The following is a 19536-nucleotide window of genomic DNA, read 5'->3' as shown; positions in this document are numbered from 1 at the left end:
GCGTCGGTGCTGCGGCGCGGCGGGGTCCGCTGGGGGGACCACCGGCCGTGATCTTCAGTATCCGGGATGATGACTTGATCATCGGGTAAACGCCCGAGTCGAGAGCGATCCGAAAGGAACGGGACCCTGGACCGCAGCACGCACGTTTCCCCGCCCGACCCCGGCCCCTCCCCGGCGGGCGCCGCCGAGGAGGCGGTGGCCGCCGCCCTGGCCGGCGTACGGCCCGGCCTCGGGTCCGCGTACGAGGCCGCCCTGGAGGGCGCGCGCGCCGCCGTGCTGACCCGGCTCTGGCGGGCGCTGGCCTTCGAGCCGCTGCCCTGGGTGACGGGCCGGGAGCGGGGGCCGGACTCGCTCACGCTGCTGCTGGCCGGGGGCGGGCGGCTGGAGGGGCCGCGACCGGACCCGTACGCGACCGACGCCCGCGTCACCGAGGTGCGGCTCGACGGCCGGGCGTACCGGCAGGCGGCCCGGCTCGTCGAGGCGCTGCGGGTGCCGCACGGCGCGGCCGGTCCCCTCGGGGCCGCCTTCGCATCCTTCGCCGCCGAGCTGGACGACAGCACGGCCTCCCTGGCGCTGTCGCGCGCCGGGCAGCCGGCCGGGGTGAGGGCCGCGCCGCGCACCACCTGGGAGTGGGAGCAGCGGGTGGTCGACGGGCACCCGTACCACCCCAACTGCCGTTCCCGTCCCGGGTTCTCGGTGGCCGAGCAGCTGGCGTACGCGCCCGAGCACGGACCGCTGGTGGAGCTCGGGCTGGTCCCCGTACCGGCCCGGGAGTGCCTGGTCTCCGGGGAGTGGCCGGAGCACCTGCGCGACGGCGACCGGATCCTGGTCCCGGTGCACCCGTGGCAGGCCGAGCACGTCCTCAAGGGCGAGGAGGTGCTGCCGGGGCCGGCCGCGCACCCGCTGATGGCGCTGCGCACGCTCGCCCCGGCGGACGGGGGCGCCCATGTCAAGACGGCCCTGAGCACCCGGCTGACCTCCTCGGTACGCGACATCTCCGCCTACTCCGTCGAGACGGCCGCCGTGGTCTCGCAGTTCGCGCACGCGCTGGCCGAGCGGCTGGACGGCCGCCTGCACATCACCCGCACCCTCGGCGCCGCCACCGCCTACAGCCCGGACCTGGCGGCGGTGCTCCGCGAACCCCCGGAGGCGTACGCACGGGCCGGGGAGCGGGTCGTGCCGGTGGCGGCGCTGGCGGGGAGCGAACTGGCCCGGTCGGCCGGCTGGCAGGCGCGGTTCGCCCGGCTGGCGCTCTCGGTGTGCCTGCGGGTGCTGGACCTCGGGGTGGCGCTGGAGGCCCACGGGCAGAACCTCCTGGTGGTCCTGGCGGCCGACGGCACCCCGCTGCGGCTGGTCTACCGGGACCTGGCGGACATCCGGATCAGCCCGGCCCGGCTGGCCCGGCACGGGCTGGCGGTGCCGCCGCTGTCGGGCCGGCTGGTGACGGACGACGAGACGGTGCTGCGGCGCAAGATGTTCGGCTCCCTCGCGGCCGGGGCGCTGGCCGCGACGGCGGGTTCGCGGGAGGCCTTCGGGGAGGCGCTCGCGGCGGGCCTGGACGGGCTCGCGCCGACCGCCGACTCCGAGGTGCTGCGGGGGCCGCTTCCGGTGAAGGCGCTCACCCTGATGCGGCTGAGCCCCGGTGTGTCCGGGGACCAGTGGACGAGCCTGCCCGGTCCGCTCGCCGGGGGGTGAGGCAGGGGGCGGGCCGGTGAATCCGGGCGCCCGCCCCACTAATGTGCAGGAGCATGACAGCCACCTCGCGCCCCGGCCCCGCAGGGGGGTCGCACGAGCGCGCCGCCGTCGACCGCGCCCGGCCGCCGTGGGACGAACCGCCGGCACGGCCGCTGGACCGGGCCCTGCTGGACGCCTTCACCGCGTACGCGCGCGCCGGGGGCGGGGCGGTCGCCGACGTGGGCTGCGGCCCGGGGCACCTGACGGCGCACCTGGACCGGCGGGGCGTACGGGCCTTCGGCGTCGACCCCTCCCCGGCGAGGGTGGCGGCGGCCCGGCGCTCCTATCCGTGGCTGCGCTTCGAGGTCGGGCCGATGGCCGGGCTGGACGTGGCGGACGGGACCCTGTCCGGGGTCCTCTCCTGGTACGCGACCGTCCACACCCCTCCCTCCGGGCTCCCCGGCCTCTTCGCCGGGTTCGCCCGGGCCCTGGCACCCGGTGGCTACGCGCTGGTCGCCTTCGAGACCGACGACGGCCACCCGTCGGGCCCCGGCGTGTACGGGACCCCGCCCGGACTGGTCGCCGGGCTGCTGGCGGAGGCGGGGCTGGCCGAGACGGCCCGCACGGTCCGCGCACCGGACGGGGACGAGTCGGCCCCCCGCGGCTTCGTCCTGGCCCGCAGGCCACCGGCGGCCTGACGCCCGCCTGACGGCGCGACACCACCCCTCCCCGCAGCGTGCCTTCACGGCGTCCGCACGGGGGCACGGGTCTCGAGAGCGGCCTCGTAAGGGGGCTGACGGGGTGACACCCGTCGGGTTGTCGGTCCGGAGTGTCCGCCGTTCGGGGGACAACCCGGCCGCGCCGGGCCCGCCTTCGTATCGATCGGCGCGGGCGGTGGCAGGAAGGAAGTATGAAGATTCCACGCCGCCGGGTCCTCGCGGGCGGGGCCGCCGCCCTGCTGGGCGCCGCCGGGGCGGGCCCGTCGGCCGCCGCCGGACGCACCCGGGCCCCACGCGCCGGGGCCTCGGCCGGGCCGGACTTCGCGGCGCTGGCCCGGGCGGTGGACGGGCGGGTGGTCCTCCCCGGGGACGCGGACTACGCCGAGGCCCGGCAGCTGTTCCAGCCCCGCTACGACTCGGTCGCCCCCGGGGCCGTGGCCTATCCCGCGCACGCCGCGGACGTGGCCGTCTGCCTGGACTTCGCCCGCCGCTCGGCCGCGCCCGTGGTGCCGCGCGGCGGCGGCCACGGCTACGCGGGCTGGTCGACGGTGGCCGCCGGGCTCGTGATCGACGTCGGGGCCATGGCCCGGGTGACGGTCGAGGGCGACGAGGCGCACGTCGGCGCGGGCGCCCGGCTGGCCGACGTGCACGCGGCCCTCGCCGGGCGCGGTCTGGGCGTCCCGGCCGGGCTGTGCCCCTCCGTCGGCATCGCGGGACTCACCCTCGGCGGCGGCCTCGGCATCGCCTCCCGGGCCCACGGCACCACCTCCGACCGGCTGGCCGGCGCCCGCGTGGTGACCCCGGACGGGGTGGTCCGGGAGGCCGGTCCCGACCGGGACCCGGAGCTGTTCTGGGCGCTGCGCGGCGGCGGGGGCGGCAACTTCGGGGTGGTCACCGAGTTCCGGCTGCGCACCCATCCGGTCGGCGACGCCGCCTTCGCCGAACTGCACTGGCCCGGGGCCGACGCGGCCGCGGTGGTGCGCGGCTGGCAGCGCTGGCTGGACGGACTGCCGGACCCGTTCTGGAGCCAGGCCGAGTTCACAGTGGAGACCGGGTCCGCCGCCGCCCTGGCCGTCCGGGCGGTCTGCCTCGACGGGCGCGCGGAGCTGGAACGGGAACTGGCCCGGCTGACCGGCCTGGTGGGGCGGGAGCCCCGGGACTCCTGGACCACCGTGCGGAGTTACGGGGACACCGTACGGGCCATGGCGGGCTGCCCCGACGGCGGCCCCGAGCGGTGCCGGCTGCCGGGGCGGCTGCCCGGCCGGGACCCTCGGGGCCTGCTGGGCCGGGACTCGTACGCGGCCCGCTCCGACTTCTGGGGCGGGGCCGGGCTGCCGGACGCGGCGGTCGCCGCCGTCCTGGACGCCCTCGGCCGCTACGGGCGGACGGCGCCACCGGGCGGGCTGGGCGTGATCCAGTTCGACGGGGTGTGCGGCGGGGCCGTGAACCGGGTACCGGCCGGCGCGACCGCCTTCGTGCACCGCGACAGCGCCTTCCTCGCCCAGTACCTCGCGTACTGGCCGACGTCCGCGACCGCCGCCGAGACGGCCCGGCACCAGGACTGGCTGGACGGCCTCTGGCGGGCGCTGCGCCCGTGGGCGGGCGGCCGGGCCTACCAGAACTACGCCGACCCGAAGCTGACCGGCTGGCGCGAGGCCTACTACGGGCCGAACCTCCCCCGCCTGGAGCGGGTCCGGCGCGCCTACGACCCGGACCGGCTGCTGCGTTTCCCCCAGGCCCTCTAGGCCGTCCAGGCCGTCCGGGCCGCCACTCACCGGAACGAACAGGCACGAACAGGCACGACAGGAACGGACAGGAACGAGAGATGCTGCGCACCTTCACGCTGGCGGCGGCGACCGCCGCCCTGTTGCTCCCGGGCGGGCCGCTGCCCGGCCTGGAACCCGCGAGCGCCGAGGCCTCGGCCGGGCGCTGGACCGCGCGGGAGGCCGCCGCGTTCTGGACACCGGAGCGGATGGCCTCGGCGGCCCCCGTACCGGACCCGCCGGCCCCCGGCGCGGCGGCACCGGCCGCGCCCGGTACGGCTCTCCCCGGTACGGCTCTGCCCGGCGCGGCCGCCCCCGCCGCGCCGCCCGCACCCGCCGCCCAACCGGCCCCCGCGCCGGAACCTTTCGCCTCCGCCCCCGCCGCACCCTCCGCCCCGCCCGCCCCCGCCGCCTCGGCCGCCGCCGCCTCGGCCGTGCCCGTGCCCGCACCGGCGGCGAGCACCCTGCCCGCCCTGGTGACCGCGCCCTCCGCCACGGCGCCGGCGCCGTCCGCCTCCCCGCTGCCCGCGCCGGTGCTCCCCTCCGCCCCGGCCGGGGTGGGCAAGGACTTCGACGGGATCCCGGTCGTCGGCCGGATGTTCGTCATGAAGGGGGCGGGCGCCTACTTCTGCACCGCCAGCGTCGTCTCCTCCCCCGGCCGGGACCTGGTGCTCAGCGCGGCGCACTGCCTGATCGGCAGCGACACCCGCCAGATCGCCTTCGTCCCGCAGTACACGCTGGCCAACCCGCGCCCGTACGGCATGTTCCCGGTCCTGCGGGACTCGGGGGGCCGTTCGAAGATCTGGATCGCCTCCCGCTACCGCGCCGAGGGCGCCGCGAAGGCCGCCACCCTCGACGTGGCCTTCGCGCAGGTCGGCCCGGACGCCGACGGTGAGGAGGTGGAGGACGTGGTCGGCGGGAACCGGCTGGTGACCGGGGCCACCTTCACCCACCCCAAGGTCGTCCTCATCGGCCACCCCGCGCCCGCGCCGCGCCCGCGCGTGTGCGTCAACAAGACCACCAAGTTCACCAGCACCGACCCGGCCAGCCCCGGATCGTTCCTGCGGATCGACTGCACCGGCTACCCGGGCGGCACCAGCGGCGGCCCCTTCATCACCCGCTTCGACGAGGACACGGCGACCGGGGACGTGGTCGGGGTGATCGGCGGCTGGGAGACCGGCGGGCCCACGGCCGACACCTCCTACAGCGCCTACTTCGGCGCGGAGATCAGGAAGCTGTACCAGTCGGCGGTCGCCGGGGTGCGGGCGGAGTGAGGACCCGCACCCAGCGGGTGCGGCGCGGGTTGCCGACCGTCCGGGGGGTCGCCGGGACCCCCTCGGCGGTCAGCGGCTCGGCCGGGGGCAGGGCCAGCTGACGGCGCAGGTCGGCGAGGGCGGCGTGCACCGGCGCCAGGATGACCTCGGCGCGCGGGTGGATGCGCGCGAGGGCGTGCGCGGTGGTCTCGATCGTCTCGGCGGCGTCCTCGGCGGCGGTCCGGCTCCATCCCCCGGGCCCGCCCTCGCCCCAGGGCATGACGGCGTCGTAGAGGTGGCAGGCGGCATCGGCCGCGGCGTCGGCCCGTTCGCCGACCCCCGGCGCCGCGATCATCGGCAGCAGCTCCATGCCCGCTCAACGAGCGGAGCCCGCCGGGGGAACGAGGCGCCGGCCGGCGGCCTACGAGGCGACGGCCTGGAGCCAGACGGGCAGCAGGAGGAGGGAGACCACCGAGCTCTTGATCACGACGGAGGCGGAGAGGTCGACGCCGATCTCGTAGCGCTGGGCGAAGATGAAGAGGTTCTGCGGGGTCGGCATCGCCGCGATCAGCACGAGGTACGCGAGCCAGGGCCCGCGTATCCCGAAGAGCCCCGCGCACACCGCCCAGGCCAGCAGCGGGAAGGCCAGGCACTTGAAGGCGATCAGCGCGGCCTCCTCCCGGGTGGTGCCCCGGACGTCCAGTCCGGTGCCGCCGAGGTGCAGGCCGAGGGCGAACAGGGCCACCGGCGAGGCGCTGTCGCCGACGAACGCGGCCCCGTCGAGGAGCACCTTGGGGACGTGCACCGAGAGCAGGTTGAGCAGGATGCCCGCGTTGCAGGCGAGGACGAGCGGGGTGGCGAGGGAGGCGGCCAGCGCGCGGGAGAGCCGGGTGCCGGGGCCGCCCGCGCCCGCGCGGCCCAGTTCCATGAGGGCGATGACCACGAGCGAGAGCACGCACACCTGGAACAGCAGCACCGGGAAGATCGGCGCGGCCGTCCCGAAGACCGTGATGAAGACGGGGACGGCGAAGTAGGCGGTGTTGACCTGAACCCCGGCCATCACGCGCAGTGCCACCGCGCGGGGCTCGCGCACGCCGTAGGCGGCGGCGCCGAGGGCCACGGCGAGGACGGCGAGGGCGGCGGCGGCCGCGTAGCCGCCGATGGCCCGCCAGTCGAAGAGGGCGCCGAGGTCGGCGGCGTAGATGTTGCCGAAGAGGTAGCAGGGGACGGCGAAGAGGAAGGCGTAGTCGGAGAAGGCCTTGGAGGTGTCCGCCGGGACGGTCTTGCGGCGGGCGAGCAGGACCCCGCCGCCGAAGGCCAGCAGGACCGGCACCAGTTTCTCGAGTGCGGCCGCCCCGCCCATAGCCGTCGACCCCCTCGTTCGATTTTCGGACGGCGTGCAGCCTATCCCTCCCCTCCGCCGCCCCTCCGCGGGCCCCTGCGCATAGGCTGGCGGATCATGAGGTTCACACCGCGCATCCCGGGCCGCGCCCGGAAGACCCCGGCGGCCGGCGCGCGGGGCGCGGGCCCACGGGACACCGGCGGCGGGTTCGGCCGGCTGGCGGTGGCCCTGCGCACCCCGGCCCGGCCGGGCGAGCCGCTGCTGGCCCGGGCCCCGCGCCGCTGGCAGCGGCTGGCGCCCTTCGCCGTCACGGCCGTCTTCGTGGTGGTGCTGCTCCCGGTGACCATCGCGGTGCTCACCAACGACTACCGGATGGGCGGCGGCTGGGCCGGCGCGCTGGGGGTGGCGCAGACGGTGCCGCTGCTGCTGGCGGTCACCCGGCCGGTGCCGGCCTGGGCGGTGGTGCTGGCCGCGGACGTGGCCGGGGCCGTGCTGCTGGTGTTCACCGAGGGGGTGGCGGGGCGTTCGTGGCCGTGGCCGCCGATGGGGATCGTCGGCTACCTGGTGCTGATGGCCTGCCTGGGGCTGCGGGAGTCCGTGCGCACCCTGGTCGGGGTGTGGCTGGCGACCGGCGCGGCCGGGGTGGTGCTCGGGTTCTTCGCCCCCGGCGGGGTGACGAACACGGTGGCCGTGCAGTTCGTGCTGGGCGGGGTCGTGCTGGCGCTGACCGGGGCGCTGCGCGGGCTGGGCGACGCCCGGCAGCGGATCGCGGAGCAGGAGAGCATCAGCGGGGCGGAGCGGGCGCGGCGCACGCTGCTGGAGGAACGGGCGCGCATCGCGAGGGAGTTGCACGACGTGGTGGCCCACCACATGTCGGTGATCACGGTGCAGGCGGACTCCGCGCCGTACCGGCTCCCGGGGCTGGAGGAACCGGTGCGCAAGGAGTTCGCGGCGATCGCGGCGAGCGCGCGCGAGTCGCTGGGCGAGATGCGGCGGCTGCTGACGGTGCTGCGCGGGGACGGTTCCGACGGGGGCGCGGGCGGGGGCGGCGGGGAACGGGCGCCGCAGCCGGGTGTGGCGAGGATCCAGCAGCTGGTGGAGGCGACCGTGCGGGCCGGGCAGCCGGTGGAGCTGTCCCTGGCGACGGGCGTGGCCGAGGCGGCGCGGGCGGTGCCGGCCGTGGACCTGTCGGCGTACCGCATCGTCCAGGAGGCCCTGGCGAACGTGGTGCGGCACGCCCCGGGGGCGCGGACCAGCGTGTCGGTGACGCGTTCCGCCGGGGACCGGGAGGTGCTCGTGCTGGTGGTCAACGGCCCGGCGCGGGACGCCGTGACGGCGCTGGAGGGGGAGGGCACGGGCCACGGTCTGGTCGGGATGCGCGAGCGCGTACGGTTGACCGGCGGGACCCTGGACGCAGGCCCGCTGCCCGAGGGCGGTTTCCGGGTCGCCGCCCGGCTGCCGCTCGATTCCCGGACCGAGGACTCCAGTTGACCATCCGCGTGATCATCGTCGACGACCAGGCCATGGTGCGGGCGGGGTTCGCCGCACTGCTGTCGGCGCAGGCCGACATCGACGTGGTGGGCGAGGCGCCCGACGGCCGGGAGGGCGTACGGCTCTCGCGGACGGTGCACCCGGACGTGGTGCTGATGGACGTGCGGATGCCGGAGCTGGACGGGCTCTCGGCGGCCCGGGAGCTGCTGGACCCGCCGGCCGGGGTGGTCCACCGGCCGAAGGTGCTGATGCTGACCACCTTCGACATCGACGACTACGTGTACGAGGCGCTGCGCGCGGGCGCGTCCGGGTTCCTGCTGAAGGACGCCCCGCCCGCCGACCTGATCGCGGCGGTCCGGGTGGTGGCCTCGGGCGAGGCGCTGCTGGCGCCGTCGGTGACGCGCCGGCTGATCGCGGACTTCGTGCGGCGGCGTCCGGCGCCGCGCAAGGACCCGGCGCTGCGGCTGAACGGCCTGACCCCGCGCGAGACGGAGGTGCTGGAGCTGATCGCCCGGGGGCTGTCGAACCAGGAGATCGCCGCGCACCTGGTGCTGGCGGAGCAGACGGTCAAAACCCACATCGGGCGGGTGCTCGGCAAGCTGGACCTGCGCGACCGGGCCCAGGCGGTGATCTTCGCGTACGAGGCGGGGCTGGTCCGGCCCGGCGACTCGGCGTAGCCCGGGGGGCCGGGGCCGGGCCGGGATCCGGGCCGGGATCCGGGGGCCGGGGTCCGGGCGGGCGCTAGACTTGCAGAGTTATGCAATTCACCAAGGAGGCCCCGCGGTCATGACGCACGACACCCAGGACGACGGCGCCTCCGGGAGCCGGGCGGCAGCGCGGGAGCAGGAGAGGTGGAAGGCCAAGGGCGTCGCCCTCCGTGCCTTCTTCTACATCGCCGGCACGCACGTGTTCGCCGCCTTCGTGATGCTGCTGTTCTACCTGGGGCAGCACGCGCAGAAGTGAGCCCGGCCGCCGCGCGGTGAGCGGCGGCCCCCTCCCCCTCCCCCTCCCCCTCCTCCACCCCCTACCGGGGTATGACATCCGGCTTGGCTCTCCGGTCCGACGTGCCGCCGGGCACCTGCTTCCTACCTTCCTCCCCGTCACGAGGAGAGAGGGGACAGGACATGGGCCGCTTCGGGAGGACGATCGTCACGGCCGCGCTGGCGGTGGCCGTCGTCACGGGAACCGCCGGCTGGGCCTCCGGCGACGCGCAGCAGGCCGTCACCGGCCCGCCGCCGGGAACGGCGGCCTGGCGGGCCGACCCGGGGTACGGCCGGGAGCTGCCCGATCCGGCGGGCGCGAGCCCCCGGGAGGTGGCCCGGTTCTTCGCCGGCCTGGACGAGGACGCGCGGCGCGGACTGATGCGGGCCCACCCGCTCGTGGTCGGCAACCTGGACGGGGCGCCGCTCCCCCTGAGGTACGAGGCCAACCGGCTGGCCGTCCTCGCCACCGGTGAGGCCCGCTACGCCTCCCTCGCGGCTCCGGGCCGCCGGATCCTCGCCTTCGACCCGCGCGGCCGGGGCCAGGTGGCGGAGGTGTTCGGGGACCTGGAACGGGCCGCGCACGTCGCCGTGGTCGTGCCCGGCTCCGACAACGACGCCGAGACCCACGACGCCCCCCGCGCCCCGGCCACCGGCCCGGCCGGGATGGCCCGCGCGCTGTGGGCGGCGGCGGGCGGGGCCGGCGGGGACACCGCCGTCGTCGCGTGGACGGGGTACACCACCCCCGTCGGGGTCGGCCTGGACGCGGCGGGCGGGCGGCTGGCCGAGGCCGGCGCCGTCCGGCTGGCCCGGTTCACCGCGGGGCTCGACGCCGTCGGCACCCCGGACCCGGTGCTGCTGTGCCACAGCTACGGCTCGGTGGTCTGCGGTCTCGCGGCCCGCCACACGGACGCCCGCGACCTCGTCGTCCTAGGCTCCCCCGGGACGCGCGCCGCCACCGCCGCCGGTCTCGGGACGAAGGCCCGGGTGTGGGCGGCGCGCGGCCCCTCGGACTGGATCGCCGACGTGCCGAACGTGGAGGTTGCGGGGCTCGGGCACGGCGCCGACCCCACCTCGCCCGCCTTCGGCGCGCGCCGGGTGCCGGCCTCCGACGTGGTCGGGCACACCGGGTACTTCAGGCCCGGCACCCGTTCGCTGGCCGCCCTCGCGGCGATCGTGCGGGGGGAGGTCCGATGAGCGCCCTGACCGCGCTGCGGCGGACCGCCGACGGGATCGACCGCCGGACCCCCGCCCACCGGGACCGGGCGGTCGACGGGCTGCGGGCCCTGGCCCTGCTGGCGGTGCCCACCGGGCACTGGCTGCTCGGCGGGTTCACCCTGGACCCGGAGGGCGGGCTGCACAACGCCAGTCCGCTGTCGGCCGTCGGCGCCCTCGCCCCGGCGAGCTGGGTGCTCCAGATGCTCGGGATCTTCTTCCTCGTCGGCGGCTACGCCTCGGTGCTCTCCTTCCGCCGGCGCACGGGCTCGACGCGGGCCTGGCTCAAGGGGCGGATGGTGCGGCTGGGACGGCCGGTGCTGGGGGTGACCGCGGTGTGGGCGCTGGCCGCGCCGCTGCTGTACGCGGCCGGGGTGCCGGAGGCCACCCTGCGGACGGGGGCGACCCTGGTGGTCCAGCCGCTGTGGTTCGTCGGAGTGTACGCGGTGGTGACGGCCCTGACCCCGTACTGCGTCCGGGCCGCGGGCCGGCTCGGCGGCTGGGCGGCGGCCCCGCTGCTGGTCTCGGTCGCGGTGGTGGACTTCCTGCGGTACGGGCCGGCCGGCCCCTCGATGCCGTCGTGGCTGTCCCTGCTGAACGTCCTGCCGGGCTGGCTGTTCGCCTACCAGCTGGGCGTGGACTGGGGCGAGGGGCGGATCGGCCGGCGCGGGGCCCGGCTGCTGCTGGTGGGCGGGGTCGCGCTGTTCGCGGTGCTGCTGACGGTCTTCCACTACCCGGCGTCGATGGTCGGCGTGCCGGGGCGGACGCGGACCAACTCGCACCCGCCGTCGCTGCTCGTCCTCGCGCTGGCCTCGGCCCAGTCGGGCGCGGCGATCCTGCTGCGGGACCGGCTGGGGCGGCTGCTGGCGCGGCCGGCGCTGTGGGCCCCGGTGGTGGTGGTCAACCTGTCGGCGATGACCGTCCTGTGCTGGCACCAGACCGCGATGCTGGCGGCGGCCGTGCCGGCCTCCTTCGCGGGCGGCGGGGTGGCCGGACTGACGACGGCGCCCGACGGGGCGGGCTGGATCGTGGCGCGGGCCCTGTGGCTGCCGGTGTTCGCGGTACTGCTGGTAGGGATCGCCCGGTACGCGCGCCGGTTCGAGACGCCGCCGACGGCGGGGCGCCGGGGGGCGGCGGTCCGCGGGGCCCTGGCCGGGGTACTGGCGGCCGGGTTCGGGGCGTTCGCGCTGGGGCTGGCGTAGGCCCGCCCACGGCGGAGCGCCCGTACGCGAGCGGAGCACCCGTACACGGGCGGAGCACCTGTACACGAGGAGAGCGCCGCTCCCGAGGGGGAGCGGCGCTCTCCCGCCGTGCGGGACGCGGGTACCCCCGCGCCGGGCGGTCAGGCGATGGAGGCTGCCACGATCGCGGCGACCGCGAGGTTGCAGGAGGCGGTGACCCACACGGCCGGGTGCGGCTCGGGGTCGACCACGATGGCGCCGAGCTTGCCCGGGGTCACCAGGTCCAGCACCAGGAAGGCCACGGCCATCAGGACCAGGCCCAGCAGCCCGAAGGCCGCAGTCGACAGCAGCCCCTTGCCGAAGTCCTCGTACGTCGTCCAGATCGAGGTGAAGACGATCCCGCCGATGCCGAGGAGCGCGGAGCTGAGCATCAGGGCCGCGTTGCGGTTGCGCTCCTCCCAGATCTGCCGGGGGAGCTTCCCCGGGGTCAGGACGTCCACCAGGACGATACCGAGGACCAGCAGGACCAGCCCGACGGCGCCGTAGGCGGTCGTACGGCCAAGTCCGTTGACGATGTCGCTCATTGAGAAGCCTGTCTGACGCGGAGGTGGGATAAGGATGGGCCGGATGAGGATGGGCCGGGGACGTGCCGTGGGGAGGCCGAATCTATCGCACGGCCCAGCCCCGGACCATGGGAAGGTCAGGAGATGGCAAAGGCCAGGCCCGCGCGGCCCGGGGAGGCGGCCGCGCTGACCGCGCTGGTCATGCGGTCCAAGGCGTACTGGGGGTACGGCCCGGAGTTCCTCGCCGCGTGCGCGCCGGAGCTGCTGGTCCGTGAGGAGGAGCTGACGCTCCGGCGGATCGCGGTGGCCGAGAACGCGCGCGGCGAGGTGCTGGGCCTCGCTTCCCTGGAGGACGTCCGCGGGGACGCGGACGGGGTGCGGGGCGCGACGGCGCGGCTCGGGCTGCTGTTCGTGGATCCCCCGGCCGTCGGCCGGGGCCTCGGCCGGCTGCTGTACCTGGACGCCGTGCGCCGGGCCGCAGACCTGGGGGTGCGGCGGCTGCTGATCGACGCCGACCCCCATGCGGCCGGCTTCTACCGGGCGATGGGCGCCGTCCCGGCGGCGGGTTCCCCGCCGGGCCTGGTCCGCTTCGAGGTGGCGCCCGCGCCCCTCGCCCCCTGGGCGCGGGCCTGGACGGGCGGGATCCCGGCGGTGCACCTGGGCAACGTCGCCGAGTTCAACGCCCAGTTCGCCGACGCCTCCCTCGGCCCCGGGCAGCGGCCCGCGCACGACTACGCCTGCCTGGCCGCCTTCTACAGCCCCCGCCCGGCCGCGCTGGTCCTGCCCCGGCCGGTGCCGCGCTGGTGGGCCGGGGCGGTCGGCCGGCAGCTGGGCTGGGACCCCGAAGTGGAGGTGTACGACGGGCTGGTGGAGCGGGGCCCCGGCCTGTCGGAGGCGGTGCTGGCGCGGCCGGCGCTGGCCGGGCGGCTGAGGGAGGCCGGGCTGCCGCTCGTACCGTGGGGGCGGACCGGGGCGTACGCGCGGCTCGCGGGCCTGCCGTGGCGGCCGGACGCGCTGCGGTACGAGTCGAAGTCCGCGGCCCACGCCCTGTTCGCCCGGATCCTCGCGGACGGCGGCCACCCGGGGATCACCCTGCCCGCGCAGTGGCCGGCCGCCACCCGCCGGGCGGCGGTCCGGCGGGCGGCCGCGCGCGCCCGGGCCGGCGAGAGCACCGTTCTCAAATCGGAGCATGGCGTCGGGGGTTCGGGCACCACGGTGGTGACCCCCGGGCGCGTACGGGCGGCCGGCGGGGCGCGGGCCCTGCTGCGGCACCTGCCGCGCGGGCCGCTGCTGGTGGAGGAGTACGTGCACGGCCCGGCGGAGGGGGACACCCCCCGGGACGTGACCTACGACGGCTTCGTGGACGCGGCGGGCCGCCCGCACCCGGTCGGCGCGGCGCTGATGGACGTGGCCGACGGCGCCTACCGGGGCGCCACGGTGGGCCCCGGGGTGGTGCCCGCCCGCCTGGAGGGGCCCCTGCTGGCCTTCGGCGCGGCGGTGGGCCGGGAGCTGGCGGCGGCCGGCCACCGGGGCTGGTTCGACGTGGACTTCGTCGTGGACGCGGCGGGGAGGCTCGCGCCGACCGAGGCCAACCTGCGGCTCACCGGCCCGTCGGTGGCGTTCATGGCGGCCGCCCGGCTCGACGAACTGCGGGGCGCGGGGCACCTCGTACGGATCGTGGACCGGGTCGAGCTGGGCGCCCGGCTGCCGGAGGCCCAGCTCGAGGAGGTGTGCGCCGCGCTGGCGCGGGGCTGCGCGGAGCTCGGGGCGGTGTTCGTGCCGGCCATTCCGACGGGGGCCTTCGACCCGGCGCCGTGGCTGGGCGTGCTGCTGGCCGCGCGCGGCCCGGAGGCACTGGACGCGGCCGGCGCCCTGGTGCGGGAACGGGCCCTGGCCGTGGGCGAGGGCCTCGCAAGGCCGGCGGATCAGCCCCCGGGGCCGGACCGGGGGGCCGCGGGCCGGCGGGTGAGGTAGAGGGCCACCACCGCTCCCGCGATCATCAGCGGGACGTTGAAGGTGTAGACGAGGGCGGCCTGCCGGGGCCAGTCGTGTTTCGCGGCGAGCCGGTAGAGGTTGTCCTGCGGCCACCAGGCCATCAGCAGGTAGGCCACGGCCAGGTGGGCGGCCGCCGTCAGTCGCCTGCCCGGGCCCGGGCGCGGCATCCGCTTGCGGCCCGCGAACAGGAACAGCAGCCCCGCCGCGAAGGCCGAGCATTCGAAGAAGTACAGGAGGGAGAAGAGGAACGACCACGGGCCGGGCACTGCGGTGAGGTCGGTCGAGCCGGGCCAGATCAGATCGGTGGCGAGCAGGGTGAGCACGGCCAGCGGCAGCGCCGCACAGCCGAAGCCGAAGCAGCCGGGGAGCTCGCCTCCCGGCCCCGCCCCGTACTTGCCGCTGCGCGCCGGCCGGGCCCCCGGCCGCGGGGGCTGCGGCAGCGCCGCCCGGTCCTCCTGGCCCGCCCGGGTCCGGGGCAGCGCGCGCAGGCGCACCAGGCGGGCCGGGGCCTCGGCACCGGGCAGCTCCCGCGCCAGGTGCGCGCGGAGCTCCTCGACACCCGCGGCCCCGTCCGCCCAGGCGTCGCCGGGCGGCGGGGCGACGTACGCGACGAGGCGGGTGTTCCCGCCGTCGTCCCGGACGGGGGCGACGAGGGCCGCGCCGACCTCGGGGTGGGTGCGGAGCGCCGACTCGACCGGGTGGGGGTCGAGGGGGCTGCCGTCGTCCAGGGTGATCCGGTCGCGCAGGCGTCCCGCGAACTCCAGCAGCCCGTCGGGGCGGAGCACGGCGAGGTCGCCGGTGGCCAGCGCGTCGCCGCCGCCCGGCGGGGTCAGGCGCAGCTCCCCGTCTCCCGGGTCGGCGCGGCAGCCCGGGAAGGGGGTGCCGAGCAGGGAGAGCCGTTCGGGCGGGTCCGGGGGGCGGGGCGTCAGCGGGAGTTCGGACCAGGTGCCGACGCCGGCGGCCTCGGCGGGGCCGTACACGTTGAGCACGCGGGCGCCGGGGCTCAGGCGGTCCTGGAGGGCGGCGTGTTCGTCGTGGTAGAGGCGGTCCCCGGTGACGGTGAGCAGCCGCAGGGAGGCGAGCTGCGGCGCGGGCCCGGGCCGCCGCGGGCGGGTGGCGGCGCCCGCCTCCGGGCCGCCGTCCGGGAGGCGCAGGGCGCCGGCGGGGTCGGTGTGCAGCACGGTGACGTCCCGGTCGGCGACGGCCTCGGATATCCCGTCGGGCTGCCGGACCGGGCCTTCGGGGAGGACGAGGGAGCCTCCGGCGCACAGGGCGCGGGTCCATCCGGCGGCGAAGGCCGTGAGGTCGGGGCCGCCGGTGAACAGGTGGCGGTCCTCCGGGGCCGGCCGGGCGACCTGCGACCAGGCGTCGTGGGCGGCGAGCAGCAGGGCGTGGCCGACGGGGACGGGGCGGGGGACGGCGGTGCCGGTGAACAGCAGGGCCGCCGCCTGCCGCTGCGGGGAGCGGGCCGGGGCGTGGCCGGGGCGGGCGGCGATCCGTTCGGCCTCCTCGTCGGTGAGCAGGGTGGGCAGGCCCTTGCCCTGGTCGAGGCGGGCCGCGCCGGCCGCGTCGGTGATCAGCAGGTCCGGGGCGAGGGCGGTGAGCTGGAGCCGGGCGGTGCGGGAGTCCCCGGTGTCGACCAGGGCGTAGGCGGCTTGGGCCTTGAGGACGGCGAGGAGGGCGACGACGGCCTCCTCGCGGCGGGTGGGGCCGACGGCGATGCGGGCGTGCGGGGGCAGTCCCCGGCCGAGGAGGTGGTGGGCGAGCCGGTTGGCGCGCGCGTCGAGTTCGGCGTAGGAGGTGGAGGGGTGGGGGTCCCGCCGGACGATGAGGGCGGGGGCGCCCGGGGTGTCGCGGGCCCACTGTTCGAAGCGCTCCAGCACGGTGTCGGCGGCGGGCCGGCCGGGGCCGGCCGCGTGCGATGCCTGCGTCATTCCCCGATGATGCCACCGCGTCCGGAGCGGGCACGTGGTTCTCGGGAATCCCTTGCGTCAGCGGGAGTTGACCGCCGGCGGACCCCTTCGGGCGGTACCCCGACGTTCCCTTGACCTGAAGTTTGGTCGAGGTTCTACCGTGGGGGTCATGGACATGGAAGTCACCGCCTGGCATTCACTGCACAGCGCGATCAACGCCCAGCAGGGCGACCGGCCCCCGTTCTCCCGGGCGAGCCTGCGCCGGATCGCCGCCTTCGCCCGCCCGCACCGGCGCGGGCTCACCCTCTTCCTGCTGCTGAGCGTGGTGGGCGCGCTGCTCGCGGTGGCCACCCCGCTGCTGGCCAGCCGGATCGTGGACGCGATCGTCCAGGGGGCGAAGGAGGGCGGGGGCGGCGACACGGGGAAGGTCACCCGCCTCGCCCTGCTGATCGCGGTGATCGCGGTCGCCGAGGCGGGTCTGGGCCTGCTGACCCGCAAGCTCTCCTCGACCCTTGGTGAGGGGCTGATCCTCGACCTGCGCCGGGCGGTCTTCGACCACGTCCAGCGGATGCCGGTGGCCTTCTTCACCCGGACCCGGACGGGAGCCCTGGTCAGCCGCCTCAACAACGATGTGATCGGCGCCCAGCGGGCCTTCAGCAACACGCTGTCGGGGGTGGTCTCCAACGTGGTGACCCTGCTCCTGACCCTGGGGGTGATGCTGAGCATCTCCTGGCAGATCACCCTGCTGGCCCTGGTGCTGCTGCCGGTGTTCGTGCTGCCGGCCCGCCGGATGGGCACCCGGATGGCCGGGATGCAGCGGGAGGCCTCGGCCCTGAACGCGGCGATGGGCACGCAGATGACGGAACGGTTCTCCGCGCCCGGTGCCACCCTCGTCAAGCTGTTCGGGCGGCCCGCCGACGAGTCCGCGGAGTTCGCGGCCCGCGCGGCCCGGGTGCGGGACATCGGGATCCGGACGGCGATGGCCCAGTCGGCCTTCATCACCGCCCTGACCCTGGTCTCGGCACTGGCCCTCGCCCTCGTCTACGGCCTGGGCGGCTACTACGCCCTGCGCGGCAGCCTGGAGGCCGGCTCGGTCGTCGCCCTGGCCCTGCTCCTGACCCGGCTGTACGCCCCGCTGACCGCGCTGGCCGGGGCCCGGGTGGAGGTGATGAGCGCGATGGTCAGCTTCGAGCGGGTCTTCGAGATCCTCGACCTGGAGCCGCTGATCGCCGAGAAGCCGGACGCCCGCCGGGTGCCCGACGGCCCGGTGGCGGTGGAGTTCGACCGGGTCTCCTTCGGCTACCCCTCCCCCGACAAGGTCTCGCTCGCCTCCCTGGAGGAGGTGGCCGTCCTCGACGCCCGCGGCGGCACGCGGGTGCTGCACGAGGTGTCCTTCCGCGCCGAGCCCGGCCAGATGATCGCCCTGGTCGGTTCCTCCGGCGCCGGCAAGTCCACCATCGCCCAGCTGCTGCCCCGCCTGTACGACGCGGACGCGGGCGCGGTGCGCCTGGGCGGGGTCGACGTACGCGACCTGACCGCGGACTCGATCCGCGACACCCTGGGCATGGTCACCCAGGACGGGCACCTGTTCCACGAGTCGGTACGGGCCAACCTGCTGCTGGCCCGCCCGGAGGCGGCCGAGGAGGAGCTGTGGGAGGCCCTGCGCCGTTCCCGCCTGGACGGCCTGGTCGCCTCCCTCCCGGACGGCCTGGACACCGTCGTCGGCGAGCGCGGCTACCGGCTGTCGGGCGGCGAGCGGCAGCGGCTGACCATCGCGCGGCTGCTGCTGGCCCGGCAGCGGGTGGTGATCCTGGACGAGGCCACCGCCCATCTGGACTCCACCTCCGAGGCGGCCGTCCAGGAGGCCCTGGCCGAGGCCCTGGCGGGCCGGACGGCCGTGGTGATCGCGCACCGGCTCTCCACGGTGCAGGCCGCCGACCTGATCCTGGTGGTCGAGGAGGGCCGCATCGTGGAACGCGGCACCCACACCGAACTCCTGGCCGCGGGCGGCCGCTACGAGGAGCTCTACCGCACCCAGTTCGCGACGCGCGGCACGGCCGCGGCCGGCTGAGCCCGGGCCGCACCGCCTACGGGGCGAGGACGTCGAGCTCCTCCAGGGCCCCGAGGGCGATCTCGCGGGTCAGGGCCTCGGCCGCGGCCGCGTCGCCCTCGCGGACCGCCTCGGCGACCCGGACGTGGAGGGTGACGGCCTCCGGGTCGGGGTCGTGGAACATCACCGCGTGCTCGGTACGGCCCGTGAGGACCTCGGCGACCACGTCGCCGAGGCGGGCGAACATCTCGTTGCCGGAGGCCTCCAGCACGGTGCGGTGGAAGGCGATGTCGTGCCGGAGGTAGCCCTCCAGCTGGTGGCCGCGCGAGGTGCGGACCATGCCGAGGGCGGCCTCCGTGAGCCGCGCGCACTGTTCGGGGGTGGCCCGGGACGCGGCGAGGCCGGCCGCCACGGGTTCGACGGCCGAGCGCAGGACGGTCAGGGAGCGCAGCTGCCGGGGGCGGTCCGCGCCGGCCAGCCGCCAGCGGATGACGTGCGGGTCGTAGACGTTCCACTCCTCGGGCGGGCGGACGGTGACCCCGACCCGGCGGCGGGATTCGACGAGCCGCATCGACTCCAGGACCCGGACCACCTCCCGTACGACGGTCCGCGAGGCCCCGAACCGCTCGGCGATCCCGTCGGTGCGCAGCACGCTGCCGGGCGGGTGCTCCCCCGCCGTGATCGCGAGACCGAGGGTGTCCAGCACCTGGGAGTGGAGTCCTCGGCCCGGACTGCCTTCGGTGGTCATGGCGTAAGCGTACGGTGACGGCCGGAGGGCCAAAAGATACGACTTTTCGGGGGCAGGGTCTTGAATACGTAGTACTTAATGCGCTTCAGTGGTGCTCCTGCAACGAAGCGGCGAGAACGGCGAGGTACGACGTGGGGTCCCAGCGCGTCATCGTGGTGATGGGTGTGTCCGGTACGGGCAAGACGACCGTGGGCCGGCTGCTCGCACGGGCCCTGGGCGTCCCGTACGCCGAGGGGGACGCCTTCCACCCGGCGGCCAACGTGGCCAAGATGTCGGCCGGGATCCCGCTGGAGGACGCCGACCGGTGGCCCTGGCTGGACGCCGTCGGCGCGTGGATGCGCGAGCGGGGCGCGCCGTGCGGCGCGGTGGTCGCCGCCTCCTGCCTGAAGCGGGTCTACCGCGACCGGCTGCGGGCCGCCGCGCCCGGGGGCGCGGTGTTCGTCCACCTCACCGGCGAACGGGGGCTCATCGAGGGGCGGATGGCCGCCCGCACGGGGCACTTCATGCCCGCCTCCCTGCTGGACTCGCAGTTCGCCGTGCTCGAACCGCTCCAGGCGGACGAGCCCGGGGTCGCCGTCGACGTCGCCGGTACCCCGCCGGAGATCACCGAGCGGGCGCTCGCCGCCCTGCGCACGTTCGAGAATTGAGG

17 protein-coding genes are annotated in these 19536 nt (G+C 76.7%); 12 read left to right on the top strand and 5 right to left on the bottom strand.

Annotated elements, in window-relative coordinates; translation table 11 throughout:
* The first annotated feature begins 195 nt into the window (after nucleotides 1-195).
* From ABT403_RS04050 to ABT403_RS04035, 4 genes are all read left to right on the top strand, one after another.
* Nucleotides 196-1695 (top strand): IucA/IucC family protein, encoded by a 1500-nt coding sequence (locus ABT403_RS04050; protein ID WP_344158025.1) that lies wholly within the window; start codon nucleotides 196-198, stop codon nucleotides 1693-1695.
* A 53-nt stretch (nucleotides 1696-1748) separates the two neighbouring features.
* Nucleotides 1749-2372, top strand: coding sequence for a class I SAM-dependent methyltransferase (locus ABT403_RS04045; protein ID WP_344158021.1), 624 nt, complete (start codon nucleotides 1749-1751; stop codon nucleotides 2370-2372).
* Between the two features lie 212 nt (nucleotides 2373-2584).
* Nucleotides 2585-4138, top strand: coding sequence for an FAD-binding oxidoreductase (locus ABT403_RS04040; protein WP_344158018.1), 1554 nt, complete (start codon nucleotides 2585-2587; stop codon nucleotides 4136-4138).
* An 80-nt stretch (nucleotides 4139-4218) separates the two neighbouring features.
* Complete coding sequence (locus tag ABT403_RS04035) at nucleotides 4219-5430, top strand: hypothetical protein (protein ID WP_344158015.1); 1212 nt, start codon at nucleotides 4219-4221, stop codon at nucleotides 5428-5430.
* Here ABT403_RS04035 and ABT403_RS04030 read toward each other — a convergent pair.
* Together ABT403_RS04030 and ABT403_RS04025 are read right to left on the bottom strand one after the other, a co-directional pair.
* A complete protein-coding gene (locus tag ABT403_RS04030; protein ID WP_344158012.1) occupies nucleotides 5384-5779 on the bottom strand; it encodes a hypothetical protein in 396 nt (131 codons plus the stop codon). The two genes, ABT403_RS04035 and ABT403_RS04030, sit on opposite strands and share 47 nt — an antisense overlap.
* 51 nt (nucleotides 5780-5830) lie before the next feature.
* Complete coding sequence (locus ABT403_RS04025; RefSeq protein ID WP_344158009.1) at nucleotides 5831-6772, bottom strand: AEC family transporter; 942 nt, start codon at nucleotides 6770-6772, stop codon at nucleotides 5831-5833.
* Between the two features lie 96 nt (nucleotides 6773-6868).
* Here ABT403_RS04025 and ABT403_RS04020 point away from each other — a divergent pair, with 96 nt between their 5' ends.
* From ABT403_RS04020 to ABT403_RS04000, 5 genes are all read left to right on the top strand, one after another.
* The gene (locus ABT403_RS04020) at nucleotides 6869-8242 is read left to right on the top strand and encodes a sensor histidine kinase (protein WP_344158006.1); all 1374 of its coding nucleotides are present in this window, start codon (nucleotides 6869-6871) and stop codon (nucleotides 8240-8242) included.
* A complete protein-coding gene (locus ABT403_RS04015; RefSeq protein ID WP_344158003.1) occupies nucleotides 8239-8919 on the top strand; it encodes a response regulator in 681 nt (226 codons plus the stop codon). The genes ABT403_RS04020 and ABT403_RS04015 overlap by 4 nt, the downstream gene beginning before the upstream one ends.
* 109 nt (nucleotides 8920-9028) lie before the next feature.
* The gene (locus ABT403_RS04010; RefSeq protein WP_344157999.1) at nucleotides 9029-9205 is read left to right on the top strand and encodes a DUF6126 family protein; all 177 of its coding nucleotides are present in this window, start codon (nucleotides 9029-9031) and stop codon (nucleotides 9203-9205) included.
* 161 nt (nucleotides 9206-9366) lie between these two features.
* Complete coding sequence (locus ABT403_RS04005; RefSeq protein WP_344157993.1) at nucleotides 9367-10419, top strand: alpha/beta hydrolase; 1053 nt, start codon at nucleotides 9367-9369, stop codon at nucleotides 10417-10419.
* Nucleotides 10416-11639 carry an acyltransferase family protein gene (locus ABT403_RS04000; RefSeq protein ID WP_344157990.1) on the top strand — a complete coding sequence of 408 codons (1224 nt, stop codon included), beginning with the start codon at nucleotides 10416-10418 and terminating at the stop codon, nucleotides 11637-11639. The genes ABT403_RS04005 and ABT403_RS04000 overlap by 4 nt, the downstream gene beginning before the upstream one ends.
* Before the next feature lie 140 nt (nucleotides 11640-11779).
* On the opposite strand, the gene ABT403_RS03995 is transcribed toward ABT403_RS04000, so the two are convergent.
* A complete protein-coding gene (locus ABT403_RS03995) occupies nucleotides 11780-12202 on the bottom strand; it encodes a DUF350 domain-containing protein (protein WP_344157987.1) in 423 nt (140 codons plus the stop codon).
* 123 nt (nucleotides 12203-12325) lie between these two features.
* On the opposite strand from ABT403_RS03995, the gene ABT403_RS03990 reads away from it, so the two are divergent.
* Nucleotides 12326-14155 carry a GNAT family N-acetyltransferase gene (locus ABT403_RS03990; protein ID WP_344157984.1) on the top strand — a complete coding sequence of 610 codons (1830 nt, stop codon included), beginning with the start codon at nucleotides 12326-12328 and terminating at the stop codon, nucleotides 14153-14155.
* On the opposite strand, the gene ABT403_RS03985 is transcribed toward ABT403_RS03990, so the two are convergent.
* On the bottom strand, nucleotides 14107-16110 hold the full coding sequence (locus tag ABT403_RS03985; protein WP_344157981.1) for an AMP-binding protein: 2004 nt from the start codon (nucleotides 16108-16110) through the stop codon (nucleotides 14107-14109). The genes ABT403_RS03990 and ABT403_RS03985 overlap by 49 nt on opposite strands.
* A gap of 148 nt (nucleotides 16111-16258) precedes the next feature.
* Here ABT403_RS03985 and ABT403_RS03980 point away from each other — a divergent pair, with 148 nt between their 5' ends.
* Nucleotides 16259-18160: an ABC transporter ATP-binding protein gene (locus ABT403_RS03980; protein ID WP_344157978.1), complete on the top strand. Its 1902-nt coding sequence runs from the start codon at nucleotides 16259-16261 to the stop codon at nucleotides 18158-18160.
* Nucleotides 18161-18176: 16 nt separating this feature from the next.
* Here the strand turns inward: ABT403_RS03980 and ABT403_RS03975 are convergent, their stop codons facing one another.
* Nucleotides 18177-18887, bottom strand: a complete 711-nt coding sequence (locus ABT403_RS03975; protein ID WP_344157975.1) for a FadR/GntR family transcriptional regulator — start codon at nucleotides 18885-18887, stop codon at nucleotides 18177-18179.
* Between the two features lie 158 nt (nucleotides 18888-19045).
* On the opposite strand from ABT403_RS03975, the gene ABT403_RS03970 reads away from it, so the two are divergent.
* Nucleotides 19046-19534, top strand: a complete 489-nt coding sequence (locus tag ABT403_RS03970) for a gluconokinase (protein WP_425580191.1) — start codon at nucleotides 19046-19048, stop codon at nucleotides 19532-19534.
* Nucleotides 19535-19536: the final 2 nt, after the last annotated feature.

This window comes from Streptomyces sp. NPDC000075 (genome assembly GCF_040301925.1).
GTDB lineage: Bacteria > Actinomycetota > Actinomycetes > Streptomycetales > Streptomycetaceae > Streptomyces > Streptomyces polychromogenes.
Note: the sequence above shows the minus strand (reverse complement) of the source record. Positions and strands in the feature narration are given on the sequence as shown.